Origin of the sequence: Marinilabilia salmonicolor (assembly GCF_003003035.1) — a bacterium.
Classification (GTDB): Bacteria; Bacteroidota; Bacteroidia; order Bacteroidales; family Marinilabiliaceae; genus Marinilabilia; species Marinilabilia salmonicolor_A.
In genome coordinates this window covers 21,183-48,100 of record NZ_PVTS01000023.1, presented here as the reverse complement: position 1 = coordinate 48,100, position 26,918 = coordinate 21,183, and the positions used below count along the sequence as shown (strand labels likewise).

At 38.4% G+C, this 26,918-nt stretch carries 24 protein-coding genes and 1 pseudogene; 17 read left to right on the top strand and 8 right to left on the bottom strand.

Features of this window, described 5'->3' with window-relative positions; translation table 11 throughout:
* Positions 1 to 4: 4 nt before the first annotated feature.
* From creD to BY457_RS17460, 7 genes are all read left to right on the top strand, one after another.
* Positions 5 to 1,330 carry a cell envelope integrity protein CreD gene (gene creD, locus BY457_RS17490; RefSeq protein WP_106154618.1) on the top strand — a complete coding sequence of 442 codons (1,326 nt, stop codon included), beginning with the start codon at positions 5 to 7 and terminating at the stop codon, positions 1,328 to 1,330.
* Positions 1,331 to 1,779: 449 nt separating this feature from the next.
* The gene (locus BY457_RS17480) at positions 1,780 to 2,277 is read left to right on the top strand and encodes a hypothetical protein (protein ID WP_106154617.1); all 498 of its coding nucleotides are present in this window, start codon (positions 1,780 to 1,782) and stop codon (positions 2,275 to 2,277) included.
* A gap of 37 nt (positions 2,278 to 2,314) precedes the next feature.
* On the top strand, positions 2,315 to 2,920 hold the full coding sequence (locus BY457_RS17475; RefSeq protein ID WP_106154616.1) for an SOS response-associated peptidase: 606 nt from the start codon (positions 2,315 to 2,317) through the stop codon (positions 2,918 to 2,920).
* 260 nt (positions 2,921 to 3,180) lie between these two features.
* On the top strand, positions 3,181 to 3,549 hold the full coding sequence (locus tag BY457_RS17470; protein WP_445626108.1) for an HYC_CC_PP family protein: 369 nt from the start codon (positions 3,181 to 3,183) through the stop codon (positions 3,547 to 3,549).
* 228 nt (positions 3,550 to 3,777) lie between these two features.
* A complete protein-coding gene (locus BY457_RS17465; protein ID WP_106154614.1) occupies positions 3,778 to 4,362 on the top strand; it encodes a heavy-metal-associated domain-containing protein in 585 nt (194 codons plus the stop codon).
* A complete protein-coding gene (locus tag BY457_RS19095) occupies positions 4,352 to 4,504 on the top strand; it encodes a hypothetical protein (RefSeq protein WP_181256526.1) in 153 nt (50 codons plus the stop codon). The genes BY457_RS17465 and BY457_RS19095 overlap by 11 nt, the downstream gene beginning before the upstream one ends.
* A 31-nt stretch (positions 4,505 to 4,535) precedes the next feature.
* Positions 4,536 to 5,159 (top strand): hypothetical protein, encoded by a 624-nt coding sequence (locus BY457_RS17460; RefSeq protein ID WP_146131006.1) that lies wholly within the window; start codon positions 4,536 to 4,538, stop codon positions 5,157 to 5,159.
* Between the two features lie 284 nt (positions 5,160 to 5,443).
* On the opposite strand, the gene BY457_RS17455 is transcribed toward BY457_RS17460, so the two are convergent.
* Positions 5,444 to 6,877, bottom strand: coding sequence for a TrkH family potassium uptake protein (locus tag BY457_RS17455; RefSeq protein WP_106154612.1), 1,434 nt, complete (start codon positions 6,875 to 6,877; stop codon positions 5,444 to 5,446).
* Positions 6,874 to 7,650, bottom strand: coding sequence for a HAMP domain-containing protein (locus BY457_RS17450; RefSeq protein WP_106154611.1), 777 nt, complete (start codon positions 7,648 to 7,650; stop codon positions 6,874 to 6,876). Before BY457_RS17450 ends, BY457_RS17455 begins: the two co-directional genes overlap by 4 nt.
* Positions 7,651 to 7,954: 304 nt before the next feature.
* Here BY457_RS17450 and BY457_RS17445 point away from each other — a divergent pair, with 304 nt between their 5' ends.
* Positions 7,955 to 8,521, top strand: coding sequence for a DUF502 domain-containing protein (locus tag BY457_RS17445; RefSeq protein ID WP_106154610.1), 567 nt, complete (start codon positions 7,955 to 7,957; stop codon positions 8,519 to 8,521).
* Between the two features lie 322 nt (positions 8,522 to 8,843).
* Positions 8,844 to 9,557, top strand: a complete 714-nt coding sequence (locus BY457_RS17440) for a murein L,D-transpeptidase catalytic domain family protein (RefSeq protein ID WP_106154609.1) — start codon at positions 8,844 to 8,846, stop codon at positions 9,555 to 9,557.
* Here BY457_RS17440 and BY457_RS17435 read toward each other — a convergent pair.
* Positions 9,542 to 11,173, bottom strand: a complete 1,632-nt coding sequence (locus BY457_RS17435; protein ID WP_181256525.1) for a L,D-transpeptidase family protein — start codon at positions 11,171 to 11,173, stop codon at positions 9,542 to 9,544. The two genes, BY457_RS17440 and BY457_RS17435, sit on opposite strands and share 16 nt — an antisense overlap.
* A gap of 128 nt (positions 11,174 to 11,301) precedes the next feature.
* On the opposite strand from BY457_RS17435, the gene BY457_RS17430 reads away from it, so the two are divergent.
* The 3 genes from BY457_RS17430 (at position 11,302) to BY457_RS17420 (ending at position 13,623) form a co-directional block, all read left to right on the top strand.
* A complete protein-coding gene (locus tag BY457_RS17430; protein WP_258176786.1) occupies positions 11,302 to 12,207 on the top strand; it encodes a cation diffusion facilitator family transporter in 906 nt (301 codons plus the stop codon).
* 11 nt (positions 12,208 to 12,218) lie between these two features.
* Complete coding sequence (locus tag BY457_RS17425) at positions 12,219 to 13,166, top strand: calcium/sodium antiporter (RefSeq protein WP_106154607.1); 948 nt, start codon at positions 12,219 to 12,221, stop codon at positions 13,164 to 13,166.
* A gap of 229 nt (positions 13,167 to 13,395) precedes the next feature.
* Positions 13,396 to 13,623, top strand: a complete 228-nt coding sequence (locus tag BY457_RS17420; RefSeq protein WP_146131005.1) for a sensor histidine kinase — start codon at positions 13,396 to 13,398, stop codon at positions 13,621 to 13,623.
* 262 nt (positions 13,624 to 13,885) lie between these two features.
* On the opposite strand, the gene BY457_RS17415 is transcribed toward BY457_RS17420, so the two are convergent.
* Both BY457_RS17415 and BY457_RS17405 read right to left on the bottom strand, forming a co-directional pair.
* Entirely contained in the window at positions 13,886 to 14,377 is a 492-nt protein-coding gene (locus BY457_RS17415) for a hypothetical protein (RefSeq protein WP_106154605.1), read from the bottom strand.
* Positions 14,378 to 14,884: 507 nt separating this feature from the next.
* The gene (locus tag BY457_RS17405; RefSeq protein WP_106154603.1) at positions 14,885 to 16,915 is read right to left on the bottom strand and encodes an ATP-binding protein; all 2,031 of its coding nucleotides are present in this window, start codon (positions 16,913 to 16,915) and stop codon (positions 14,885 to 14,887) included.
* A gap of 339 nt (positions 16,916 to 17,254) precedes the next feature.
* Between BY457_RS17405 and BY457_RS17395 the strand changes: the two genes are divergently transcribed.
* Together BY457_RS17395 and BY457_RS17390 are read left to right on the top strand one after the other, a co-directional pair.
* Positions 17,255 to 17,617, top strand: a complete 363-nt coding sequence (locus BY457_RS17395; protein WP_106154601.1) for a hypothetical protein — start codon at positions 17,255 to 17,257, stop codon at positions 17,615 to 17,617.
* A 484-nt stretch (positions 17,618 to 18,101) separates the two neighbouring features.
* Positions 18,102 to 19,781, top strand: a complete 1,680-nt coding sequence (locus tag BY457_RS17390; RefSeq protein ID WP_106154600.1) for a methyl-accepting chemotaxis protein — start codon at positions 18,102 to 18,104, stop codon at positions 19,779 to 19,781.
* Positions 19,782 to 20,257: 476 nt separating this feature from the next.
* Here BY457_RS17390 and BY457_RS17385 read toward each other — a convergent pair whose 3' ends face one another.
* From BY457_RS17385 to BY457_RS17375, 3 genes are read right to left on the bottom strand one after another with little or no spacing between them, the layout of a single operon-like run.
* The gene (locus BY457_RS17385; protein WP_106154599.1) at positions 20,258 to 20,713 is read right to left on the bottom strand and encodes an RNase H family protein; all 456 of its coding nucleotides are present in this window, start codon (positions 20,711 to 20,713) and stop codon (positions 20,258 to 20,260) included.
* Between the two features lie 19 nt (positions 20,714 to 20,732).
* A complete protein-coding gene (locus BY457_RS17380; protein ID WP_106154598.1) occupies positions 20,733 to 21,026 on the bottom strand; it encodes a hypothetical protein in 294 nt (97 codons plus the stop codon).
* Positions 21,027 to 21,028: 2 nt separating this feature from the next.
* Positions 21,029 to 21,691 carry a ParA family protein gene (locus tag BY457_RS17375; protein WP_106154597.1) on the bottom strand — a complete coding sequence of 221 codons (663 nt, stop codon included), beginning with the start codon at positions 21,689 to 21,691 and terminating at the stop codon, positions 21,029 to 21,031.
* A gap of 423 nt (positions 21,692 to 22,114) precedes the next feature.
* Between BY457_RS17375 and BY457_RS19375 the strand changes: the two are divergent.
* The 3 genes and pseudogenes from BY457_RS19375 to BY457_RS17360 all read left to right on the top strand — a co-directional run.
* Positions 22,115 to 22,333: pseudogene (locus tag BY457_RS19375) on the top strand (DNA cytosine methyltransferase); the annotation flags it as partial.
* A gap of 112 nt (positions 22,334 to 22,445) precedes the next feature.
* Entirely contained in the window at positions 22,446 to 22,847 is a 402-nt protein-coding gene (locus BY457_RS17365; protein ID WP_106154596.1) for a GFA family protein, read from the top strand.
* An 80-nt stretch (positions 22,848 to 22,927) separates the two neighbouring features.
* Complete coding sequence (locus BY457_RS17360; protein WP_258176785.1) at positions 22,928 to 26,878, top strand: hybrid sensor histidine kinase/response regulator transcription factor; 3,951 nt, start codon at positions 22,928 to 22,930, stop codon at positions 26,876 to 26,878.
* Positions 26,879 to 26,918 lie beyond the last annotated feature (40 nt).

The window sequence follows — 26,918 nt, the reverse complement described above, 5'->3', positions numbered from 1 at the left end:
CATTATGAAAACACTAAAAACCAACATCTATTTTAAGGTGGGAGCAATAGTTGTCATTGCTCTGCTGTTGCTTATTCCTACATCGATGATTGAAAGCCTGATCTTTGAACGGGAAAACACTCAGCGACAGGCCATCACTGAGGTTAGTTCAAAGTGGGGGCAGGAGCAAACTATTTCAGGACCTTTTATCTCCATTCCGTATTATAGATATGTAAAAGAGTTTTCAAAAAAAGACTCAACTGAGAAAGTCATTCAGGTCAAAGAATATCTTCACATTCTTCCATCGAAACTTAACATCTCCGGAAACATTAATCCGGAGAAAAGATATAGAGGGATTTATGAAATTGTCGTTTACAATTCCAAAATCAATATTTCAGGAAACTTTGACAATGTGGATTTTAACACTTTCGATATTCCGACAGAAAATATTCTTTTGGATAAAGCCGAGTTTGTTGTTGGTATTGACGATTTAAGAGGGATAGAGGAACAGGTGGCATTAGAATGGAACAACAAGGAAATACCATTTAACCCGGGAGTTTCTTCAAATGATGTTGTGAAAAGTGGAATCAATGCACAGCTCGTAATGAATCCTGATAACAACCTAAAGTACAATTTCAATCTTCATCTGGATCTGAAGGGTAGTCAGTTGCTTTATTTTACGCCTGTTGGCAAAGTAACCGATATAAATATCTCATCTGCTTGGAGCAATCCCAGCTTTAACGGTGCTTTTTTGCCGGATAGCCGTGAAGTCACCAATAAAGGATTTAAGGCCAATTGGAATGTTTTGCACCTAAACAGGAATTTTCCTCAAGCCTGGACCAACAGCAGACACTCAATCGATGAATCCGCTTTCGGGATTGACCTTCTGCTTCCGGTGGATAGTTACCAGAAATCTTACAGGTCGATCAGATATGCCATATTGTTTATTGGTTTTACCTTTCTGGTATTCTTCTTTATCGAAGTTCTGAATAAAATATTTATCCACCCGATCCAGTATATCCTGGTGGGAATTGCTTTAGTGGTTTTTTACACCTTACTTTTATCAATATCTGAGCATCTGAAATACAATATTGCCTTTATTGTTTCTGCTCTATCAACTTTGTTACTGGTATCAGGCTATGTAAGGGCAATATTGAAATCAGGAAAATTAACAATGCTGATTTCAGGAATTCTGGCCGTGCTTTACACATTCATTTTCGTAATAATTCAATTACAGGATTACGCATTGCTAATCGGAAGCATAGGCATTTTTATAATCCTTGGACTGGTTATGTATTTCTCCAGAAAGATTGACTGGTACAATTTGAATTTGAATGAAAAGACAGATTAGCCGCATTTTCTGACAAAAAATATGGTATGTCGGGATTTCCGACTAACCACAATTTAGGTGAAATCTCATGGAGCAACAACCGACCCCTATAATAGAGATAATTGAGCTCATTTTATTAATGGGCTCAATTACTTATCTCCTTGGGGCGGGTTTTCAGCTTTATAATCTGCGTAAAAACAGAAAATCCTTTTTGAAAAGCCTGGCTGTTATTCTGGTGACCCGGTGTTTGACTATCCCTGCATCATTTTTTATATGGAGTTTCTGGAATTTACCTTTCGATATAATGTTTTTCTTTATTTTTCTGCCGGCTTTTTTGCCTGAGGTGGTATTGAGCCCGTTAATGTTGAAGGTGTTTGGAAACAGACTAATGAGTTTTACTGTTAAATGGAAGAAGAATCAGATTCAATAAAATCCGCATCTTTATGACACAAAACCATCGTTAAACCTATATGAATAAAGAGCACAGAGGCGTTGTAACCCAATTTGATGTAAGTAAGGAATACGGATTTATTAAGGAGGAAATAATCGGAAAATCTTACTTTTTCCGATATGAAAGAAATGAACAGATTTTGTGGGCCCGGCAAACCAAAGAGCTGCCTATGGCTTGTCCCCACAAGGACGATGTGGTAACCTTTCGTTTAAGGGCTTCCGATAACAAAGATCATGATTTTCAGGCCTGCCACCTGACTTTTATTAAGAACCCAACCATTGAGTCCATTAAAGAGCGGATGGCTCAGGGAGTTAAATTTTATGGACGGATAACTTTCAATAATTCCCGTTATTTTATTAACGATACAAAAACCGGAATAGTCTTTCCGGTAAGGATCCTGGCCAGGGAAAAGGAATTTATCGATTTTGAACAGTTGGACACCAATCCGGTTATGGAGTATATCCTGGAACAAAGGAAAAACCCTTCTAAGGTTTTTGCAAGACTTAAGCTCCGTTAGAGGAGGTGATGAAAAAACAGTTTAAAATCCAAAAATCATGTGTTTCCGAACCAAAAACAACAAAACCTTCAAACAGCTTGAAGACCGTTTTAAAGCCCGGTTTTTGACACCGGAATGGTACACTCCGGAAATTTTTTATGCTTTTACTTTTCCGATTACTCCAGTTATTACAAATGACAGGAATGATGCCATTCAGGGTTTTTCCTGGGGCCTTATTCCGCCTTGGGCGAAAGATACCAACATCCGCAAAAGCACGCTTAATGCCAGACTGGAAACACTTGACCAAAAACCGTCGTTCAAACCATCACTTGCGAAACGCTGCCTGGTTTTGGCCGATGGGTTCTATGAATGGAAATGGCTTGATCCGAAAGGAAAATTCAAGCAGAAGTACCTTTTAACGCTGCCAGACGAAGAGGCTTTTGCCTTTGCGGGACTCTGGAATACCTGGACAAATAGAAATACCGGAGAAACGCTGAATACATACACGATCATTACAACTGCTGCCAATGAGCTGATGAGTGAGATTCACAATACAAAAAAGCGAATGCCGGTAATATTGAGTCCGGAAGCAGAGAAAGATTGGTTGGATGGGGGAGAGCTTGTGATGCAGAATGATCTGATACAAGCCGTTCCATCAAAGTAGGAAATTTTCTTTGAAAAAATTTGTACACCCGGGTTTACTGGTTTATTTTTGCCCTCGGGTTAGGGTTAAGGTCAAAGGTCTGTCGGAATGCCGGCAGGCCTTTCTTATTTATAAATATTTAATGATCTCAACAATAGCAATATTTTTTTGTTATTCACTAACCCAGTTATGATAACCATTTGCATTATGCATTATCTGGAGGGTGTTATTTTTTTCCTGAATTACTCTTAAATGAGTTTATAATGTATATTCATTAAATGATGCTTAGAACTGTCACAAATATTATCATGGTTGCTTTGTTGTTGATTTCGACAACCGGGGTTACCATATCTAAGCATTATTGCGATCACGATCTCATTTCTGTTGAACTAAGTGGAGAGCATCCCTGCTGTGACGTTGAACCATGTTGTGAAACAGAGACAGAGTTTCTTCAGGTAAAAAATGATTTTGTTGTATCTGCCTCAATTTCCATTTTACCTTACCTCTTTTCAGCACTCCTTGATAGCGTTTCAAAAGAAATAGATGTAACAACACCTGAAAAGCGTTTACGTTCTGCTATTCCACCTTCCTTTGGGCCAATTCAAAAAATGGCCAGGCGCCTGGCATTGTTCCAGGTTTATCGGTTATGATTTAAATTTTCCAAAAAGAGAATTCTTTCCTTTTGTTGGCAGAGTATAGATAACATTGGCATGTGATGTGCCCTTGTTGCCTTCCGACGTGTGGTAGTCTTTTCTGTACCCGGCCAATATTTCATCAGCAAAGCTTGCTTAATCCTTTTGGTGATTTTATCCCCAGAGGACCAAGTATTTATCTTCTAATAAATTTTCAATCATTTTTTCAAAAACAAGGATAACATTATGATACATAAAATAATAGTTTTATTGACCCTGCTATTGATCGGATCAGGAGCTACCATCTTTGCACAAAACAAAACAGAGAAATTTGAAGTAAAAGGGGAATGCGGCATGTGTGAAGCCCGCATTGAAAAAGCTGCAAATTCTGTTGATGGGGTTACCGGCTCGGATTGGAATAAAGAATCCGAAATGATCACCGTGACCTATGACGAAGCAAAAACCAATATTCACCATATCCACATGGCCATTGCCCAGACGGGGCATGACACAAATATGCACAAAGCACCGGACGAGGTTTATGAAAAACTTCCGGGTTGCTGTAAGTACGATCGTGCTCCAGAAGAGAAGAATCAGGTTGTTAAATATGAGGTTTTTGGCATGGATTGTCCAGGGTGTCAGTCATCCCTCGAAAAGCAGGTAAACAAAATTGAGGGAGTAACCAGATCAACAGCCAGTTTCCAGAAAAAGCAGATCTCTGTTTTATTGGAACCCGGGGCTTCGGTATCTGACGAAGAAATAGAAAATCGCATTAGAAAGGCCAATTTTACTCCAGGCAAGAAACTAAATCCCCATGGAAATGAAGAATAATGGATTCCGTTTTATTTTGCTTACGATAATTTTTATGGCCCTTGGATTTTATTCAAGGGCAGAGGGAATTAGTGTAGATGCAGGTCTTACACCGGCTCAGGATCGAATAATTGTTCGTCTCCAGTATAGAAGCATTATTTAATAGGATGGGAGGGAACGAAATTCGGATGCACATGATGCCATTGGTAGTGGCCTACGGTTTAACACCCGATGTAACGCTGATGATGCGCAATGCATATAGAGATGTGGTTAGTAATGAAACCATGATGCAAATGGACAACAGCTTTATGGATCCTTTTTTAATGGGAAAAATGAAGTTGTACCGTAAAAACACCCGGCATTACTCGTTGGGAATTGCAGGATTTGTTGGAAGTACATTCCCTGTTCTGAGGAAATCTGCAGCAAATACATTTAGTCCGGTAATCGGTGTCAATGCCTCATTTCGTCCGGGACTCTGGTCATTTGATCTTAACAATGCATACGAATGGGTCAATTATAACACAAGTGAAAAGGAGGCAGCTGCAGGAGTATTTCAAGTGAACCTTGCAATTTCGCGAAATATTCTGCTGCCAGGTCTGGAGAATTGGATCTTGTCGCCCGTACAGGAGTTTTCACTGATCAACAATAACCCGGGAACCGGAGAATCAAATGTTTCAGGATATGTATCGCCGGGCCTCCAGTTTGTTTCCCCTCATCTTAAAATTGAGGGATTGTATCAAATTGCGGTTAACAATTCTCATTCAGGAGGATTGCAGGCCGGGAATCGAGTGATTTTGGGTTTGAGGTTTATGTTTTAGCAATGCAAACAGCTTGAATATATGTAGGTTTCGAAAGGTCTGCCCAAATATGGCAGGCCTATTTTACTGCGTGTTATTACAAAGTCAAATCGTCAACCTAAGAAGCCACCGTTGACTTGTATTCAAAAAGATCTTCAAATTGTTTGAAGACCATTTCAAAACCAGGTTTTTAACTCACTAAAGCTTTCTCCGGATTCCCGTTTTTGTCTCTTCCTTCCTTGATTTTTTTCGTAAAACCAGGCGAGATTCTTTTTATTAGATCTAAACGAGTGATTTGAATAAGCTTATTTTTTTATCATTATTAAAGCCAGAATATTGAATATTTCAAGTCGTCCTAAAAGCATATTTATAGATAAAACGAACTTTCCAAAATCGGGTAAGGATGCGAAATTTCCCAACGAACTTACATTCTCAAACCCGGGTCCGACATTTCCTAAAGTAGCTATTGAGGCGGAAAATGCAGTCATCCCATCAATGTCCATTGCTGTTAAGATGATAGTAGTTGCAAAGAATACAGCAACATATAATACAATAAAAACCAAGGTCTGTTCTTCTAATTTTTCGTCAATCCTCTTGCCGTCAAATTTTGACACAAAAACACTATTAGGGTGTTTTAGTAATTTTATTTGCTTTCCTAATAATTTGAAAAATATATACACACGATCAAATTTCAACCCTCCAGAGGTTGACCCGGACATGGCACATTGAATTGTAAAATAAATCAGGATAATTTGTGTGAAGATTGGCCAATGAATTGTATCTACAGTGGCAAAACCGGTTGTTGTTCCAAGCGAAATTACCTGAAACGATGCGTAACGCAATGAAGTCAATAAATCATAGGTTCCAGATAAATATAATTTCAAGGTTACCAGTAAAATACCAATTAACAATACTGAAACAAAGGTTTTTGCCAGGGAAGACCGAAATAAATTTTCTTTTTTCAGCATAATGGTACCGTAAATCAAACCAAAATGATTTCCGCTGAGAATCATAAATACCATAATAATAACTTCTATGCCGAGATTATTATATTCTGCAATGCTCAGGTTTTTTGTGGAAAAACCACCCGTTGCGATTGTTGCAAAAGAATGATTTATCGCATCGAAAAAATTCATTCCAAAAACCATTAAGGCTATTGTTTCAAGCAGAGTCAGGCTTATATATACAACTGCAAGAATGTGTACTATTTTACGGGTGTTGTACCGAAAATTCATTTTTGAAAGACTGGAAATCTCAGTGTTGTATATGGTTATTCTTTGTCCCTTTGACCTTGGAAGAATAAGTAAAACGAACAAAATTACGCCAATGCCTCCAATCCAGTGGGTTGATGAACGCCAAAAAAGGATTCCTTTTGGTAAACTTTCTATTTCAGTTAAAATTGTTGAGCCCGTTGTTGTAAAACCTGAAACGCTTTCAAACCAGGCATTAGTTAGTGTAAATTCCCCTCCCCACATTAGGTAGGGTAACATGCCAACAACACAGGTAATTATCCAACCTAAAACAACAATGGTTAAGCCCTCGTTAAAACTTATATGCTCTGTTCGTTCAACAAAGATGAGTGGGAAAACCCCAAAAATTCCGCATATTAATGCACTAAATAGGAGCGAAACCGTTGATGATTCGTTCAAAAAAAAGGAAATCAGGAAAGATATAAATAAGAAAACCCCATTCAATAAGAGTACAACTCCCAGGTGCTTAATGATAATTTCTTTTTTCATTTCTTCGAAGTATTGAAATTTTTCACCTGTCTTTGAAGTAAATCATTAATTGCGTTTTCTAATTTTTTGATTTCGTCATTGGAGGAAATATCAACTCTGAGACTTTTATCTCCGTCACGGTAATTATCAACTGCTTCTGCTAATTCAGATATTGGATTTACAAAATATTTTGTAATAAAGAAGTTTAGTATAATTGAAAAAACCAACGCTGCGATTATTGAAACAATACCTGGCATAATTGCTCTTTTTGATTTTTCTTTTAAATCCGAGACTTCATTAAACATACTGGATTGATTTAAAGACATTAATTCATTCACGGCAGATTTGGTGTCAACAAATTTTTGGTGAATATCATCTTTATACCATACGATGTTACCCTGTTTGTCCGTATCAACAATCGGACGTTGCCAACTCGATTTGTAAATTCTATACGCCTTTTCAATATCCCTGATATAGCTTTCTTCATTATTCTCGGTAAGATTATTCTTTGCAACTTCAAATGCCGAGAAAAAAGATCTGTCTGCTGCTTTCAGTATTTCACGACCTTCTTCCCATTCACCCAACATCAATAATAAAATTCCACTGTCCTCCCGTTCCAAAGCTTCAACCATCTTTTTTGATGCTTCGATGGATTTATAATTATCTTCCACCAGGCCATGAACTGAATTACTTAACCAGCGAAACTCAAGAATTGAAATAGCCCCTGCAATAGCCAACATTGCAATAAGAAGCATAAAGCTTGCAAAAATTTTGAGCTTTAAAGTTTTTTTCATTTGCCAATATTTTTTCTAAAAGAAATGCTATTTAATTTATTTAAACAACATGATTTGTAATGCAGGTTGTTATGCTTTAGATGTTTGATGATATTTGTTTAGCTGAATTCGAATTATTCCGCTGCAAATTTCTAAATAATTCCTCATATAAACGGTGTCACGATAGAAAGAATTTGGAATTTTTCAAAAGTTGAGATAGTTCTCAATGGTTTTTGTGGGAAAATCTCCAAGTGACAGAACCTCAGAAATGATTAAAAGGAAATATCGTAATTTTGGTCATTGTTGATGTTGTTAATTTTGTTTTATGAAGAGAATTGTAAATTATTTTTTTCAGGGTTTGCTTTATATAGCCCCCTTTGGAATTACGGCTTACATTATCTATGTTCTTTTTAGTTTTACTGATAATCTGCTGGAAGGAATCCTTAAGAAATATCTTGGAATAGATATTCCGGGATTGGGGCTGGTGTTCATTTTCTTTTTCCTGGTGTTGGTGGGAATTATTGGCAGCAGCATTCTTGCCAGGCCGTTCAAGATTTTCTTTAACAGACTTATTGAAAAGGCCCCCCTGTTGAAATTTATTTATTCCGCTTTGAATGACCTTTTTTCTGCTTTTGTTGGAAAAGAAAGAAAATTTAAAAAGCCTGTCATTGTCTTGGTGAATCCTATTTCCAATTTGGAGAAATTGGGTTTTATTACTGAAGAGGATCTGAGCAAGCTTGATGAAAAAGAGAAGGTTGCCGTTTACTTTCCTCATTCCTACAACTTTTCAGGTGAGTTGTTTATAGTTCCAAAGAACCAGGTTCGGTCTATTGATGTAAATCCGGCTGTTGTGATGAAATTTATAGTGTCGGGTGGTGCTACAGGAATCTGACAGAGAAACATGTCATTTTTTATGAATATGGATGACCGTTAGAATTCCGGCTGGTTTGTTTTTGGGTTTAAATCCAGGAATTACCGGATATTAAAATGGGGTGGCGTGTTTTCTTGTTTCACAATAAAGTCAGAATAGTTTGTTGTTCATTGAGTTCTTATCTGGAATGAAATACTTGGAGTGTAAGTCTCTGAAGGTTTGATGTTAACGTTTCTATGTTTGGTATGCAGGTTGTGGGAAATATTTCTTATTTTTGAAACAATAAGAGACTGTTCTTCGTAAACACAGAATAAGTCAATATATTTTAAGAAGGAGGGAAGATATGCAGGGCACAATTGACAAAAGATTAATCTTCGTTGTTGTTATTTTTTTTCTGAATTTGGGACAAACCAGTTTAGGAAAAGAATCTGAAAAGCAGAATAATCCTTCCAACAACATACTTACCGCTTATAATTCGCTTACTCCCGAGTACCAAAGACCATCTTTTGAAGCCTTTCGATTGGGAATGAAAGGGAAACAAAATTTAATGGAGGAGGGGAAGCTGAAAAACAATAAATACCTGACTTTAATTGATTTTTCTCTTTCTTCTACACAAAAGAGACTTTGGGTTATTGATTGTGATAGTTTAAAAATTGTACAGCATACTCTGGTGGCTCATGGCAAAAACACGGGAGAAAATAAAGCTGAAAAGTTTTCAAACATTCCACAATCGAACATGAGCAGTCTGGGCTTTTTTGTTACTGGCGAAACTTACCATGGCAAACATGGTCTTTCCCTTCGTCTTGATGGTGTTGAACCCGGAATTAATGATAAAGCCAGGGAAAGAGCAATTGTTATTCATGCAGCTCAGTATGCGACCATGCAATTTGTAAATAAGCATGGACGCCTGGGACGAAGCTTTGGTTGTCCCGCATTGCCACCTGAAAAAAATAAAACGATTATCCAGTCTATTAAAAACAAGTCTTGTGTTTTTATTTATTATCCGGAAGAAAGCTATTTCAGCCTTTCAGAATATGCTTCTCAATCTAAATCGTAAACGGGCCTTGATTTAAGAGCGATGTAAATTGACTGATCGCGGTCATATATATCTTTAGAAAAATGATGATTCCCTTCCTGATCGATCCAGGCAGTCCAGTAAAGTAGATAAACCTCCGGCTTTCGTGTTAAACGAACGGTTTGAGTAATATTGGATTCAATAGCTTTCTTAATTGAAGCCTGCGACCATTTCCCTTGATCCGCGAGAAGTAGTTCTGCCAACTCAATAGGCTTTTCCACTCTGATACAGCCTGAACTGAAAGCTCTTTCTGTCCTGTTGAACAACTCACGTGTCGGTGTATCATGCAAATAGACATTGTAAGTATTGGGAAACATAAATTTTATCCTTCCCAGAGCGTTGCTTTTTCCTGGTTCTTGTCTGTATTTATAAGAGAATACACTATTGCTGTTCCAGTTGACTGAATCGGGATTAAGCTTTTTTCCATCCGGGCTAAAAACAGTTATGTTTTTATCGGTTAGATAACGGACATTTTTTTGAATCTCGGGAACTAAATCATTTCTGAGAATTGTTGGCGGAACGGTCCAGGTTGGATTAATATCCAGGTACTCCATTACGCTTTTGAACACCGGAGTTTTCCTGTACGGTCGGCCCACAATAACTTTTTGATGGTTGATTGGCTGCTTGTTGTCGATTACTTCCAATTCAAAATTGGCAATATTCACCAAAACATAATACTGGCTAAACTCAACTGGAAGCCAACGCCAGCGCTCCAGGTTTACCTCAAGTGTTTTTATTCGTTCTTTGACCGGTGTATTCATTGCCATGGTTGTTTCCGGGCCTATATTGCCAAGTGCTTCAATTCCATGTTTTTTTTGAAACTTCACAACAGATTGTTGTAATACATCATCATAAGAATTGTTTTCCTGGTCAAAAGAGGAATCATACTCCCCTGTTACTCTCAATCTTGCTTTTATTTGGGGAATACGCGGGTCTGCCATTCCTGGTTTTAACATGGAACCAGAGCTAACCTCCGGCCAGCCCCCTTCCGCTTCTATTTTCCTGTACTTCTCAAGTTGTTGCTTTAACAAATCATAGTTTATATGCTTTGGATATAGTCTTTCAAGTGCAGGGAGTAACGGTTCTTTGCTGATATCATCTATGTAGGATATGGGATTTCTTTCAGATTTAACCACATGCCATTGCGCATTCCTTGTCTTTGGATTTGTCTTTCCTGAGATTATGTGTGAAGTCAGAAGTAAAAAAGCATCTGTCAAAATAATATCTCTTAATACCTTCTCTTCAGCAGTGCGTGCAATCGACATTTGTTCGAGAGTAGAAATATGATAATCGGATGGTGAAAGTCCATGATCGTAACTTTGCTTAATGGCGGTAATAAGATCATCAACATCTTGTCTTCTTTCCCAAACAGGGTGGAAGTTCCGATCCCTGTAAGTTTTTATTACTGATGGGATCGCATAAATTTCAATTCCCTGATCAAGAGTCAGGTATTGTTCAAGATGATCAATCTTTTCATGAAGAAGTTCTTTTATACTTCCGGAATCAGGAGAAGGGGTAGCTCCGGTAATAAAGACTTTCCATGGAATTACAATTAGAAAAACTATCGCTAAAGATTTTAAGTAGGTGGAGATATTCATAAAACAGTTGTTTGTCATTAAAAAAAAAAACTTGCTTAAAGCATGAATTTACAAACCTTTAGCTTAACTTTCAAACGACAAATCCGGGTTTATATCATTTGGCAATATGTTTTTTAATATTATCGGACATGAAAATGGAGCTCGAAAGAATAAAACTTATTAAAAGAGTAACCGTTACAGGTTCGATTGTAAACCTGGTTTTGTCTTTAGGTAAGATTATCGCAGGCCTTATAGGCAAAAGTTCTGCTATGTTGGCTGATGGCATTCATTCCCTTTCTGATTTAGTCACGGATTTAATTGTTTTAATGTTTATCGGAGTTTCAGGAAAGGAGAGAGATAAAAGCCATCATTACGGGCACGGTAAATTTGAAACTTTTGCTACCATGCTAATCGGATTTGCTCTGGGACTTGTCGGGATTGGGATATTATGGTCAGGAACCATGAAAATTATCCGGTTTGTTTCGGGGGAACCTATTCTTAAACCCGGAATAATAGCGTTATATGCAGCCGTAATTTCTATTCTGGCAAAAGAAGTCCTGTTCTGGTACACCTTTTTAGCAGGAAAAAAAACGAAAAGCAGTGCATTAAAGGCCAATGCATGGCATCATCGTTCAGATGCATTTTCTTCAATAGCAACAGCCCTGGGGATTTCAGGGGCATTCTTTCTGGGAGAATCCTGGAGGATTCTTGATCCTCTGGCAGGAATTATTGTGAGTATTTTTATCTTAAAAATCGGGTGGGACGCAGCTATTCCCAGCATCAAAGAGTTATTGGAAACCTCTTTACCCTCAGACGTGGAGAATATTATTTCGGAAGAGATTAAAGGCACTGAAGGTGTCTTGTGGTTTCATAATTTGAGAACAAGAAGAATTGGAGAAATTATAGCGGTTGACGTCCATATTAAGGTTGACAAAAATCTTACCGTTGAGGTTTCGCATAATATAGCTACAGAAATAGAAATTCAATTGAAAAGGGAATTTGGCGAAAATTCCCATATTGGGATTCATATTGAACCTTTTGCTGGTTTTAATTAGAAAAACAAACAATGCTGTCATCATATATCTTATTAATACTGGGATTTGCCCTTCTCATTTCGGGTGCCAACGGGCTTGTCAATGGTGCTACCGGGTTGGCCAGAAAATATGGAATTTCTGATCTCACCATTGGATTAACCATAGTTGCTTTTGGAACTTCCGCACCTGAGTTGGTTGTCAGCTCAATAGCCTCTATTGAGGGGCATCAGGATATTATTATGGGTAATGTCATTGGGAGCAATATTTTTAATCTTTTCGTAATTTTAGGTCTTTCAGGCTTAATCACACCCCTTGTTGTTCAGCATTCAACGGTTTGGAAAGAAATTCCCTTCTCTTTTCTGGCAGTAGTTTTATTGTATTTTCTGAGCAACGATTTATTCTTTTCCCCGGAGGATACCAAAGCTCTAACCTTTATGGACGGCATTATTTTATTAAGCTTGTTCGGGCTATTCCTTCTTTATTTAAGGAAACAGCTCCAAAAAGACAAACCAGAAAGATCTAACCCATCTACAGAAGCGTCTCCAATAAAAATATGGTTCTCAATTATTCTGGGATTAGCCGGACTTATTCTGGGAGGTTCTTTGGTTGTTAACAACGCAATAGGGGTAGCCCGATATTTTGAAGTTAGCGAGAAGATAATTGCCCTTACGATTGTTGCAGCCGGTACTTCCCTTCCCGAACTTGCAACCTCCATAGTCGCTGCTTTTAAGAAAAACTCTGACATCGCAGTTGGGAACATTATTGGTTCCAACATTTTCAATATCTTCTTAATTCTTGGAACGAGTCTGGTCATAAAGCCTTTTAATTTTAACCAATCCTTTAACCTGGATATATGTTTTTTGGGGCTGGGCACCATATTCCTTTTCATTGCTATGTTTTCTGGCAGGAAAAGAAAGTTAGATCGATGGGAAGCTGCACTTTTACTGGTCGCTTACCCAATATATCTGATGTTCCAATGATTTAAAAACCAACGTTTTTTATTTCTACCTTTGGGCAAATATTTATTATTCAGAAAGGATTAGAGAGTAAGAATAATTGTTTCCACAAAATATAACCTTTCCTTCCAATAACATAAATGTCTCTTCTGCGTAAAGAGAGAAGTACCTTTCCCGAAGTATAGACCCTTTGTGCGTTTTACAAAACTTTACCCTGGAAACCTGATTGTTGAAACAAAACTTTAAGCAGTCATTGGATAAGGTTTCAGATACAGGAGTAGGAATGACTGAGGAGATTATAGACAGGATCTTTCGCATTGGCAGTAGTGTTTCTCAGAATGGAACCTCTGAGGAATCCGGGAGTGGACCAGGGTTAATTCTCTCCAAAGAGTTTGTGCAAAAATTGGGTGGCGAGATTTCAGCGCAAAGCCGTCCTGGAAAGGGCACCAAATTTGTTGTCTCTTTTCAGTTAAAGTTATAGGGATAGCTTAGTTGAGGCATTTGATTCGATCATTTTCTTTTTCCGGGGTGTTTTTTATTGTTATCCACCCACTAACATTATTCTCACCTTTGAGGTATTAAGATGATGATAAAAGCAAACCAATTTTATTATATTATGGTGATTACACTGCCTACATCAGGCGTAAACATCTTATTTTAAGTTGGGATCACCACAAAGAAGATATTGTGGTGATTCCCAATGTTTTTGTTTGGTTTTAAAAATTTAATTCAAACTTAGAATCTCATTTTTTATAGGTCTGAATGAAATTATTGACAATATCAGCCCATTTCTCAGTTAATTGAAGTTCCCCATCTAAGTTGAGGTTGTCACATTCGGTGTTATAAAATTCAAGTCTTGTTTTTTCGCGGTTTTTATGGTTTAGTATCAGTTCTAATTTGTCAATCACACTTTGTTTGCCTTTTCCTGAGGAAATTGTTCTTACTTCCTTATTCATTTCGCAACTGCTCACTTCTTTTAAGTCTAAGATTGAATTTTTCTTATCTCCGCATTTTAATCGGATAAAAAACAAGTGTCCACTATTTCTATCAAAACCGATTTCGCAGTTATTCCAAAAATCAAAATCTGTTATTGTACTGTTGCTTTTTTCGGCCAGATCAAGAAGTTCTCTTTTTATCCTGGATTTTTTCTTTGTTTGCGAAATGCGAAGAATTACATAAAGTAATACCATTACAATTATCACCACCAATAAGGTGATTATTGATGAATTTTCCATTTTAATTTCTTTTTAGCTTTTTAAATATTGGCATCTCAAATAATGAAATGCCTGAACGTCTCAAAGGATTTATTAATCCGTACAATTTTAAAAGCTAAAGCAATTACCAGAAATCATGAAAGGGATAAATAATATCAGGGGGATTAAGTCTGATATGAATTAAATGGAGTGAATAATAAAGATAATCAGAAGAATTATTGTTTAAAACAAATTCTGTTATTCTGGTTGAAAAGTCAAAATTAAAATACTGACTCGTCCGGGTTTGCGTGGGAATTTTGTTGAAGTTGCTGGCAAATTCCTGATTTGAAGAGACCGGAAGATAGAAACTGCGTGATGAAAATGAGTAATAGCCAGCTTGTGAAGACGTCTTTGAAAAATAATTTTCAGATTCCTCATTTACTGAATTGCTGTAAAATAGCGTAATACTGCAAAAGAGTACTGCTTGTAACAATGAAACTATTTGAAGCGTCATTTTCATAGCACAAAGATACAATACATTTGAGTGCTTTAACTCTTTAATGCTACATAAAAAGTACTTCCTTTATCTACCTCACTTTCAACCCATACCTCGCCATTCAGCAGGTCAACCAATTCTTTGACGATACTTAATCCTAAACCGGTGCCGGGAATTGTCTCTTTATTCGCATTACTTCCACGGAAGAATCGTTCAAAAATTTCCACAATCTCCGATTGAGGAATTCCAATTCCGGTATCTTTTACAAAAAAGATTATCATATTGTTTTTTTGCTCAGCACCGATAGTTATTGTGCCAGATGGAGTATATTTAAAAGCATTTCCCGTCAAATTCATCAAAATTTGTTTCAGCTTTTCGTAATCGGTTTTAATCTTCAGGGTTTCTTCGGTTCGGTTTTCAATACGTAACTGAACTTTTCCCTGATATTCAGGAGTATCATAAGTCCGTTTCAGGAAATTTAAAAGTACTCCGGGGAGGAACTCATTATTTTCCTCAATAAAACCTTTTGCCTGAAGTCTGGAATAGAGAACAATATCATCAATGATGTGGACCAAAAGCTCTGAATTAGTTCTGATAATCTCTGAGTACTGATCAACCAGTTCTTTTTTTGTTTCTGTAGGAAGCAGGGTTGCAAACCCCATTATGGCATTCATGGGAGTTCGTATCTCATGGCTGATATTGGCAAGAAATGCTGTTTTGAGTCGATCGCTTTCTTCTGCCTGTTCCTTTGCCCGGATTAGCTCCTTTTCGGCCCTCTTTTTTTCTGTAATATCGCGACCAATAGCTATTATTTCAACAACATGCCCATTTTCGTTTAAGACTCCCTTACCCGTCCATCCAAGCCATCGAATTCCTTCTTCTGTAAAAACGCGATTTTCTACTTTCGAATGATAAGGAGCTGTAAACATTGCTTTAAAGCGCTTTTCGGTATTAACTAAATCAGGTTCATGCAGTAAAAAATGAAATGGTTTTCCCAATAATTCGGCTTCTGGTTTACCAAAAAACTTACAAAATGACGAACTTACAAAAAGAAAGCGCCCTTCAAGATCCATTTTTACGATGAAGTCTGTTTGGTTTTCCACGAGTAACCTATACTGTTCCTCTTTCCTTGCAAGGTCTTTCATGAGTAGGTCTAGTTTGATGGTCCGCTTATTGACCATTCTTTTTAAAAGAAATGAAACCGAGAGGGCAATTAGAAGCAAAATGAAAATGATTCCAAATATAACAATGATTATCTTCTGATGCTTTTCAAAGAAATTAGGTGCCTTTAATCCATCAAGTTTTACCCAATTGTGATAAATCTTTTCTCTCTCAGCCTCCGAAATAGAATCTAATGCCTTTTCCAGAATTGCATACAACATCGGTTGATTCTTAACAACTCCAATTCCTATTTCCCAGTTAAAGTCAAGGGTTCTAACCAGGTGCAGGTTCTGTAGTCCGTGGACATCAATTAAGTGATTGGCAGTCATTAGATCAATTACAGCTCCTTCTGCCTCTCCAAATGTAACTTTCATCAGAGCTGAGAAATCATCTTCACATAAAACGATCTCTGCATTGGGATAAGTCTTGCGGATATAATCCAGGCTGCCATAACTATCCGGGCAGGCAAGTTTCATTTTCCCGATTTCCTTTTCAGATATGCTTTCTGTGTTGTAATCTTTGACTATTATTCCAATTGGAGATTTCAAAAAGGGATCTGTTATTTGAAGAAATTGCTCTCTTTTGGGTGATTTATGAACACTTCCTGAAAAGTCCACCTCTCCATTTTCTAATGCATCCATTACTTCAACCCAGGAGTTATATCTAACCAATTGAAATTTAACTCCAAGTTTCTTTTCGATAAGCCTGATGTAATCAGCAACGATTCCTTTGTGTTCACCTTTGTCATCAATGAATTCACGTGGAGCCCAGGATGGATCTGGAGCATACCTGATCTTCTCCTTATTTTTTTGCAACCATAATTCCTCTTCAGAAGTCAACAATAACCCAGGGTGGTTGATTTGTGCAAAACTGCTTAATGACAATGTAAACACGAATAAACAAATCAATTTTTCAGGAATCATATTTTAAAGGTATTGTGATATCAAGTAATATTTATCAGTAACAAATGGCTCTTTGCATAAAAAAACTATCCCCCAAAAGCAGCTAATCTGAAGTTGGTTTCAAAAATAGTTACCATTAATCCGGATGCTCACTTCTTTCAATTTGGGAAAGAACATAAGATAACATACGTTGCTCACCGACTTTTGGTTTTAAGAAAGATCCGAAAAATTTATTTAAAAACTCCTATGCATAATAATAAAAAAGCCAGAATCAATGAGAATTTATTAGAAATTAATATGATCCATGTGAAACTTATTGAAACCTTTGACGTAGATATTCAAAACAAACCAATGAGATGAATGGACGATATTACGTTACTTTTTGTATTTGCAGTCATTATTCCTTTCGGCTACTTTATTTCCAGGAGGAAAATGCCCTTAATTGTAAGGAGTAAGGCGGTAGAAATACTGGAAGATATTGTTTTTCCGAAAGGACATCAACAAAAGCAGGAGATAGTAAATACATTTCATGATATTACAAATCATAGATTTAAGGATGAAGAAGTCCTGGACTATTATTTCAAAATGAAAGGTCTTTGTATTCTTGGAAGAAATTGTCACTTGAATTTTTGGGTAAAGAACTACCTGTTATCACCTTCACTAATTAAACTCAATTATTTTGAGCAGTTGAGGTTTTTTGAAACGTTTTTACGATGTTCCTAATTCTTTAATCAAAATTAAGGAGTGAATTAATAATATTTATGTTTGATATGAACAGAGCCACAATATAATTTTTCTTTTCCAACCTCAATAGACACCCGGTTCGTTATAGTAATTCTATCTTCATGGCCCTCGATACTATTAACTTATATCTGCCGGGTGTCTTCTTTTTTTTTGACCATTCTGATCTTCAGTATTGACATTTGTCAGTTAATTGTTGTAAATATTTTAGTCTTTTATAAAATTTTATTGGCAGTATCTTTTTGATTATGAGCGTTTAGTCAATATGTACGCTAAAATTATCTTTATTCTTCCTAAAGAAAAATAAAGAGCCGAACCTCAGCTTAATGCTTTCGTAGAATTATATACTTCACAGGATTGTTCTTTTTATTCTCTACCCCCAGGAACCTTTGAAAGAGGTTTCAGTTTTCGTATTTATAATAATCCACATTCTACTACCGAAATTCTTCGGTAAAAACCATTAATTATGAGAAAAATAAGGATTTCTGATTTAAAATTTAAAACAAAAATTTCACTTGGGTTTGCAGTGATTATTCTTCTTTTTGGAGCCAATGCTTTTTACACAATGACAATTTTGTATATGGAGAGGGATCAGTTATTGCAAATTAATGCTGAGTCCGTACCGGCAAGCGATTTTTCAACCCAAATTCAGACCAATTGGCTTAAAGGAAGATATCACATGGTGCAGTATGTTTTGGGTGAAGATTTGGAGGAAGCCACTGAAGGTTTGACTTACATTGACACTACTCAGTCCATAATAAAAAGAGCGCTTCCGGTCATGCAAAGCAGCAATGCTTCAGGGCAGATTATTGATGCCTTTACTGAAATCGACAAGGATGTTGAAAAATACTCCAGTTTAACAAGGGAATATATTGAAATTGCTGAAACTTCAGTAGATAATTCAGAATTCAAAGAGGCTGATTTGGCGTCACTATACAATGAAATGGTGCTCCTTTCGAAGAAGATTGATGATGAAAGTGAATTTATAGCCGGTTCTTCTTTTGAAGATATCAAAGGAAACATCAAAGATGCAGAACTGGTGATGATTCAGGCAATAGCATCTCTTACAACCATTTTAATTATTATAATTGTTTTAGGATTGCTAATTGCCTATTTTCTGTCTTCAACCTTCGCTAAAAGCATTAAAAAAGGAATTAAAATCACAGAGCAAATTGCCGGTGGCGATCTTACCGTAAATATTGACGTTAAGATGCTCAGCCGTAAAGACGAAATAGGAAGTCTTGCCAGAGCAATGGATAAAATGAGGGAAAATCTTGATCATATTATTGGGAATCTGATGAACGGAGTTGTTAATATTACCCTGGCTGGTGAGGAAATGAGTCAGGCAGCACAAAAAATTTCATCAGGAGCAAACGAACAGGCGTCTTCAGCAGAAGAGGTTTCGTCAACCATGGAGGAAATAACTTCAAATATTGAGCAAAACTCCTCAAATGCTTCCAAAACAAAGACCGTTGCAGAAAAGACTACCGAAAGTGTTGAAAAAGGGAATAAAGTCGTGCAGGAGACGGTGGATTCGATTAATAATATTTCTGAGAAGATTAAGATCATTAATGACATTGCATTTCAAACGAATATTCTTGCTCTTAATGCAGCCGTTGAATCTGCCAGGGCTGGAGAAGAAGGGAAGGGATTTGCTGTTGTTGCATCTGAAGTCCGAAAGCTGGCGGAATTGAGTCGAAATGCAGCGGATGATATTATTAAGATTTCAAAACAAACCGTTGAAGTATCTGAAGATGCAGGAGAAGCTTTGCAAAACATAGTGCCTGAAATCAGACAAACTTCATCTTTGGTAGAGGAAATTACAGCTTCCAGTTATGAGCAAAAATCCGGTGCTAACCAGGTGAATGAGGCCCTTTCTCAGCTCAGTATGGTCATTCAGCAAAACGCTGCTTCTGCTGAAGAGATGAGTGCAAGTTCGGAAGAGTTGGCCAACCAGGCCGAAGAAATCCGGCAACTGGTTAAATTCTTTAAAACTAATACAGGGGATGCTTCAATAGATCATAATACAAGTATTTTTGAAGAGAAACTGGATTCTGAAGAAGTATTTCAACAAATTGAGACCTCGGATAATGAGGGGAAACTTCACATCGAAGCCGAGGATTTAAAAGAGTTTGAAAGATATTGATAATAGAATTCTTATGAAAAAATAAAATTAACTTATTGGCCTGATGGAACCCGCATGGTTGGAGTTTGCACATGAACTTTGTGACTATCCTGGCCATGCTCATTTCAATAGTTTAAGTTATTTTACCGGGGTTTGTTCTCAAAAAGGCAGATCCCGGTTTTTTATTAATGGCATTGTCGCTGGATTAAGGAGAGCCTTCTGATTTTTTCTTCTCAGTCGCTCTCTTAATACTAAAAACAAACAACCACAACGGGATCTAATGCAAATGTCTTATATGATTTCTGAAGAAAGCCTCTTTATGTTGTTTTCTGTATTAAACAAATGCCAGACAAATTGCTTTCTGTAAAAAGCAATTTAGTCGAATTCCTCTAAATGAAAAAAGCCGGCCCCTTCCGGAACCGACTCCCTTGCACGGTGGAGGCAAAGCCCCCTCCGCAATTCAAAATTAATTAAAATCGGAAATTAAATCAATATCGTTATCGCCCGTATCCCGGATCTGCTAAATACTTTCGGCTGCTGCAAGCACCGGACGCCAGACGATCCACACGACAATTCCTGGTGTTTTGTGAATGTCCCTTTATCCAGTGAATAGAGACCTGGTGCTTCTGCATTTCATTGGCTAATTTTCGCCAGAGATCCTCATTTTTCCGGTTAAGAAAGAAGGGGGAAGCCAGCCAGGTATTTAGCCATCCCTTATTTACAGAATCAGCCAGGTAGCGGGAATCGGTATAAAGTTCCACTTTGCAGGGAAATTTCAACAAACGCAATGCCTCAATGGCAGCCATCAGTTCCATTCGGCTGCTGGTTGTTCTGAGATAACTCTTTGAACCTTTGAGTGTTTTGCCTGCTTCGCTAATGAGGTAGTAGCCTATACCCCCTCTACCCGGATTGCCTTTGCAGGCTCCGTCAGTAAAAATTATGACCTTTTGCATGGTATATATCTAAGAGAAGTTATTCTATACCCAGATATTCAACGATGGCCTCTGCAACGAGAAGTTTTACAGGCTTACCGGTCTCAATCTTTTTGAGATTAAGGGCTTTCTTAAGTTCTTTACTTACCTGGATAACATCATTGCCAGGCCCGTCTGCATAGTATTTCTGTAAATGAGGAGCGCACTCGGCTTTCTTCCTGCCGGAACCTTTTCTGTTTTCCCGCCGGATGTTTTCAAGATGCGATTTTGAATGTACCCGGATCTGATTTACTACAGACTCATCGGAGAGTTTTTCAAAGATAGATTTTGCCATGACTAAAGAAGTTTGATGATTTGATCCATGAAGAGTCTGAACTCATTTTTGATTTTCGCTGGGGTAGAGGAGGAGGTAAGCAAACTCTCGGAGGTGCGAATGGCACGCTCATAGAAAACAGAGCGTGATAAATTCCGTCCCAGGACAGGTAACTTGTTTTGCTCAAGCAATCGTTCCATTTGCCGGATCTCTTTTCGACCATGTAAGTCATTGAAGAACCAGGCAACATTGGGATCCAATCCGAACTCTTTTTGTCTGACCTTACTCACTTCTGCAACAATGGATGAGAAATCAAGCAGATTTAAGGCATCAAAGTCATGCACTTTCAGTGGGAGCAGCATCACATCAACGAAAAACAGGAATTCGGTAATTTCTTTGCGGCTACCGTCAGGAGTATGAAGAAAGCCTGGCATGTCGATAATAATTGTATCGAAATCGCTGTTTAAACTCTTTACCTTTTCGTATATTTCAGGCAGGGAAGCCGGAATAACCGAAAAAGGAAGGTTTTCCTGAACCGATGCGTTCTTGAAGAGACTAAGCTGGAGGTCTGCGTCAACAATGCAGACCCTCCTGCTGTAGTCATGGGCCAGTGAACAGGCCGTAATCCAACTGAGAGTGCTTTTCCCTACGCCACCTTTGGTGGACACATAAGAGAGTGTTGTCATTTTGTTTAAATTTTTAAGTTATCGCCAATCCAAACTTAAAAACTTAAAAACCTACAACCAAAAATTTGTGTGATACAAGTGTGATACAGTGAAAAATATTGTGACTGTCAGTCAATGCTTTATGTCGATTATTCGAATCTTCTCATCCCGACTGTTGAAAATGAAAGGGTTAGCACTGTTGGTGCTAACCCTTTTTTGTTGTGGTTGCAACGCAGTTATAACAATTAAGAAAAAGAAAAAAACATTCGTCCATATCCCGGATTTGCTAAATACTTTTCGCTGCTTCAAGCTCCGGACGCCAGAGGATCCACATGACAATTCGGGGTGTTTTGTAAATCCCCCCGTTTAATTATTATATTTGAATTTATTAATGAAAATTCTCTGGTTTAATTTATGAATAGCAAATGACTAAAAGCCGTTGATTTTTTTTGTTCTGGCGGAGGTAAAACTTGCGGCTTTATGCGGGCCGGGATTAATGTCATTGGCGGTATTGATATTGATCCGAACTGTAAAGAAACGTATGAGGAAAAGAATCATTCAAAGTTCATGAATGCAGATGCTTCCAACAAGGCTCAGCGGCTCATAAATCTTACCTTTAGCCAATCATTTAGGGTTGGAATAATTCTCCCATCATTATATTAATGTCTAATTGTAGAGCAGAAGCAGTTAATTACAAGGAGTACTTTTAGCAGTAAGCCTCTGGTTTGTGGTATGATGTCAACATAATTCACATTTTTAAAAAGTGACTTTTCATATGGAATACTTTGGTTCTTGTTTGTGTAAAGGAATTAAATTTACAGTTATAGGTGACTTTGAGAGTTTTTATTTATGCCATTGCAGATATTGCAGGAAAGATACCGGGTCAGCTCATGCTTCAAATTTGTTTTCCACAACAGCTAAACTGGAATGGATAAAAAAAGAAACTGAGATTAGAATATTCCAACCACATAAAAGTAATCATGTGAAAGCCTTTTGTGCAAATTGTGGTTCAGCTCTGCCCAATTTACAAATGGACGGTAAACTTTTAGTTGTTCCGGCAGGATGTTTGGATACAAATTTAGAAATACGACCCAATGCACATATTTTTATTGCAAATAAAGCAAGTTGGGATGAGTCGTTGGAAAAAATAAATAAATTTGACCGCCTTCCTGAATAAGAAATAAATATGAAATAGTATTTTGTGACCTAACTAATAGAGAATACTGTACTCATTGAAATAGATAAATGGGTTTATTGTTGAGATATACTTTGATCATTGCATTTTGGCTGTTTAATTTTACTGCCAGGGCCGAACTGACCAGAAATATGTTTGACATCAGGCATATTGGTTATTCGGAAGGCCTGAGCAGTCAGCGGGTATTCTCAATTGTTGAAGATCAGCACAGCGCCATATGGGTGGCCACCAAAATAGGGATTGACCGGTACAACGGAGAGGTTGTGAAAAGTTATACGCTACCCGGAAATCTTTATTTAGGGGATATGGCCGGCCGTAGGTTGCGTTTGTGGTACGATGAGCAAAACGGACTATGGGCGTATGATCATACCGGTAGAATATTCAAATACTCCACTGAAGACGATGCGTTTGAGTTGAAATTGTCATTGGGAGAAGCCATTGGTGGCGAAATCATCCTAAACAAGGTATTTATAGATCCGAAAGGGTGTTTATGGATGGGGCTGAGCAAGGGACTTTATAAAAAAGAGATGGATGGCGAAATCTCCAATGTTTTGGCAGATAGGTATGTGAATGATATAGTGGCAGATTCCTCCTCTGTTTATGCAGGCACCTCTTCGGGTGTTGTTCTAATTACTCCAAATCAGGGAACCAGTTGGATGGTAAAAGGAAAGGATGTTCAAAGCCTTTTTTTTCACAGTGCCAATCAGGAACTCTGGATAGGAACCTTTAATGACGGGTTGTTGGTGTTGAACATGGAAAGCTCCTCTTTGCATTCAATAAAAAGTCAACGTGCCGGGTTCTTAAACCCCATCAGGGCTATTAGCGCTTACGATGATGAAACGATTTTGGTTGGAGTGGACGGTGGTGGCGTTTACACCATCGATCTGCAATCAGGAGAGCCTCATTTATTGATGAGTACAGAGGATAGCACGGATATTTATCTGCGGGGTAACGGGATTTACGCGGTTACCACCGACAGCCAGGGCAATATTTGGATAGGAAGTTACTCCGGCGGGGTATCCGTGGCCATTAGGGCCAGTTATCCCACCCGAATATTGAAGCATGAGAGGGGCAACGAGCATTCCCTGGCCAACAACAATGTCAACGGCATTGAAGAAGACAACAATGGAAATCTTTGGTTTGGTACCGATAATGGCATCAGCATACTCAATGAGAGCAGCAGTGTCTGGAAGCATGTGCTCAAAGGAGCTGTAGTGGTTTCTCTTTGTCGTGCTAAAAGTGGAAATATTTGGGCAGGTACTTATGGTGATGGTCTTTATCTGTTGAATCCTGATGGGATGCAGCTTAAACACCTGACTCAGCAAGGGGGGGAACTTACCACCAATTATATTTTCTCCGTAAGACAGGACCCGGAAGGAGATATATGGGTAGGCGGTCACAATGGCTGGTTGATGTTGCTCGACAAGGAGGGGCGCCACAAACAAACTTATGATATCAAATGGATTCACTCCATTGAAGTTGTTGATTCAAATCAAATGGGCGTTGCCACAGTAAATGGATTTTATCTGGTCAATAAGGCAACCAACACAATAAAGAGTTATGCCTCTTCTCCCGGATTGCAGAATAGAAATGCCAGTGCCTACATTATTGCCATGTTGTTTAATGATGACCAGACCGTATGGCTGGGAACGGAGGGTGGTGGTTTGAATCGCTACGATCTAAATACTGGTGAAACCAATATTTTTACTACCCGGGATGGTCTGCCCTCTGATGATGTTTACAGTCTGCAAAAAGATGCGCTGGATCGCTTGTGGATGAGTACCGCCAAAGGGCTTGCGCTGATGGAAAACGGCGATATTTCGAACCTCAACTACCTGGGAGATGTGGATAAGGAGTATAACAAGTCCGCCTTTGCAAGTCTCTCCGACGGACGTTTTGCATATGGTAGTACCGATGGGGCAGTTTTGGTGAAACCCGGAGCCATTAATCAAACTGACTTTGAAGCTCCGCTGCGCTTAACGGGATTGACCATCGATTACCTTGATTCTGCAAAGGCAAAGAAATGGAGACCGATTCTGCACGATATGGTTGGTCGGGGAACGGTGGAATTACCTTTCCGGCACAATTCCTTTGCTATTAACTTCGAATCGATCAATTACCGGTTTCAGCGTGACATCACTTACCAGCATATTCTCGAAGGCTACGACAAAACATGGAGCAATTCCTCGCCTGATGGCACCTTGCGTTACACCAATGTGGCACCCGGAACCTATTTGTTAAGAGTTCGTAATCTCCGTCGTAGTAACGGGGAAATTATTGAAGAAAAAACGCTTTTGCTTACCGTAGCTGAACCCTGGTGGAACACCTGGTGGGCCCGGGCAGTTTATCTGGCCCTGGCAGCTGCGGTACTCTATTTTATTTTTCGTTTCAATAGCAATAAGCTTCAGAAGAAGCACGATGAAGACAAAATCAGATTTTTCATCAATACGGCCCATGATATCAGAACGCCCGTTACCCTCATTATGGCGCCTCTGGAAGATATGGGGCACGTTTCCGACCTCAGCGATAAGGTCAGGTATTATCTTGACATAGCGCGAAACAATACTCAAAAGCTACACACGATGATTACTCAGCTTCTTGAGTTTGAGAAAGTGGACATCACCAGACAGAAGGCAAGTCTTTATCCGCTGTCTCTCAATAGTGTTTTAACCGAAGAGGTTGTTCGTTTTCAGGCATATTGCGACAATAAACAGTTACAACTTAATCTGAACCTGCCCGATGAAGAGGTAGCAATCAAAGGTGACAGACAATTTGTCGGGATGCTGCTCGATAATCTGCTTTCCAATGCATGTAAATATACTCCTGTCGGAGGTGAAGTTGTGCTGGATTTAATTGCATCCAGACGGAAAGTCATATTAACGATTCAGGATAATGGCATTGGAATCCCCAAAAAGAGCCAAAAATACCTGTTCAAAAAAGTTTACCGGGCAGAGAATGCACAAAAGTCCAAAGAGAAGGGGACAGGGTTCGGACTTCTACAGGTGCAGCGCATCGTTAAAATTCTGGGCGGAAAAATTCGTGTTCAGTCAGAAGAGCATCAGGGTACAACTTTTATTATCACATTACCCCGAACTTACGAACAACCAGAGTTGGTTCCCGAGCCGGATATCGTCATGAACCACTCTCTTTCCGATGAAGATTCCCGTTTGGATTCCCCGGTAAAACAAACCTTTGCGAGCCGCAACGATCATTCTCGCGAAGAAACTTTGCTCATCGTAGAAGATAACGAAACGCTCCGGTATTACTTACGTCACACTTTCGATGATGAATACCGGGTGCTTGATGTTGCCAATGGACAGGAGGCATTGGATAGCCTTAAAAACGAATATCCCGATTTGATTCTCTCTGATGTAATGATGCCCGGAATTCAGGGAGATGAGCTTTGCCGTTTGGTAAAGGACAATCCCGAAACGTCAGGCATTCCCTTTGTGCTTCTCACTGCTAAAGCTACCCATGATGCTACTGTAGAGGGCCTGAAGAAAGGGGCGGATGATTATATTCCAAAGCCTTTCAGTACAGAGATATTAAAGCTTAAGGTAAAGGGCCTGATTGAAAACAGAAAAAGGCAGAGAGCCTATTTCATGCGTGAGGCCTTGAGGCAGGTGCGCTCAGAAAAAGATCACTCCATCTTTGAAAATGAGTCGCAATCTACTGAAGATGTAACCCACGGCTTGTCTGAAAGCGATCGCAATTTTGTTGATCGTGCCACAAACCTGGTTATTGATAATATCGGCGATACCGGGTTTACCATCGACAGTCTTTGTCGCGAGATGGCTATGAGTCGCACGCTTTTTTACAATCGACTAAAATCACTTACCGGGAAATGCCCACAGGAGTTCATCCGCCTTATTCGACTTCAAAAAGCAGCTGAATTGTTAAAAAATGGCAAAAATGTAACGGAAACAGCCATGGATTGTGGATTTGTAAATTCCAAGTATTTCAGCTCCCTGTTTAAGCAGCATTTTGGTGTTCAGCCCAGCAAATACCGGTAATTATTTTTTCTTCTCAACTCCGTCTTTTTCTAACCTTATA

Coding starts and splice junctions, on each gene's coding strand:
- creD (WP_106154618.1), top strand. CDS start 5: ATGAAAACACTAAAAACCAACATCTATTTTAAGGTGGGAGCAATAGTT.
- BY457_RS17480 (WP_106154617.1), top strand. CDS start 1,780: ATGAATAAAGAGCACAGAGGCGTTGTAACCCAATTTGATGTAAGTAAG.
- BY457_RS17475 (WP_106154616.1), top strand. CDS start 2,315: ATGTGTTTCCGAACCAAAAACAACAAAACCTTCAAACAGCTTGAAGAC.
- BY457_RS17470 (WP_445626108.1), top strand. CDS start 3,181: ATGCTTAGAACTGTCACAAATATTATCATGGTTGCTTTGTTGTTGATT.
- BY457_RS17465 (WP_106154614.1), top strand. CDS start 3,778: ATGATACATAAAATAATAGTTTTATTGACCCTGCTATTGATCGGATCA.
- BY457_RS19095 (WP_181256526.1), top strand. CDS start 4,352: ATGAAGAATAATGGATTCCGTTTTATTTTGCTTACGATAATTTTTATG.
- BY457_RS17460 (WP_146131006.1), top strand. CDS start 4,536: ATGATGCCATTGGTAGTGGCCTACGGTTTAACACCCGATGTAACGCTG.
- BY457_RS17455 (WP_106154612.1), bottom strand. CDS start 6,877: ATGAAAAAAGAAATTATCATTAAGCACCTGGGAGTTGTACTCTTATTG.
- BY457_RS17450 (WP_106154611.1), bottom strand. CDS start 7,650: ATGAAAAAAACTTTAAAGCTCAAAATTTTTGCAAGCTTTATGCTTCTT.
- BY457_RS17445 (WP_106154610.1), top strand. CDS start 7,955: ATGAAGAGAATTGTAAATTATTTTTTTCAGGGTTTGCTTTATATAGCC.
- BY457_RS17440 (WP_106154609.1), top strand. CDS start 8,844: ATGCAGGGCACAATTGACAAAAGATTAATCTTCGTTGTTGTTATTTTT.
- BY457_RS17435 (WP_181256525.1), bottom strand. CDS start 11,173: ATGAATATCTCCACCTACTTAAAATCTTTAGCGATAGTTTTTCTAATT.
- BY457_RS17430 (WP_258176786.1), top strand. CDS start 11,302: ATGAAAATGGAGCTCGAAAGAATAAAACTTATTAAAAGAGTAACCGTT.
- BY457_RS17425 (WP_106154607.1), top strand. CDS start 12,219: ATGCTGTCATCATATATCTTATTAATACTGGGATTTGCCCTTCTCATT.
- BY457_RS17415 (WP_106154605.1), bottom strand. CDS start 14,377: ATGGAAAATTCATCAATAATCACCTTATTGGTGGTGATAATTGTAATG.
- BY457_RS17405 (WP_106154603.1), bottom strand. CDS start 16,915: ATGATTCCTGAAAAATTGATTTGTTTATTCGTGTTTACATTGTCATTA.
- BY457_RS17395 (WP_106154601.1), top strand. CDS start 17,255: ATGGACGATATTACGTTACTTTTTGTATTTGCAGTCATTATTCCTTTC.
- BY457_RS17390 (WP_106154600.1), top strand. CDS start 18,102: ATGAGAAAAATAAGGATTTCTGATTTAAAATTTAAAACAAAAATTTCA.
- BY457_RS17385 (WP_106154599.1), bottom strand. CDS start 20,713: ATGCAAAAGGTCATAATTTTTACTGACGGAGCCTGCAAAGGCAATCCG.
- BY457_RS17380 (WP_106154598.1), bottom strand. CDS start 21,026: ATGGCAAAATCTATCTTTGAAAAACTCTCCGATGAGTCTGTAGTAAAT.
- BY457_RS17375 (WP_106154597.1), bottom strand. CDS start 21,691: ATGACAACACTCTCTTATGTGTCCACCAAAGGTGGCGTAGGGAAAAGC.
- BY457_RS17365 (WP_106154596.1), top strand. CDS start 22,446: ATGGAATACTTTGGTTCTTGTTTGTGTAAAGGAATTAAATTTACAGTT.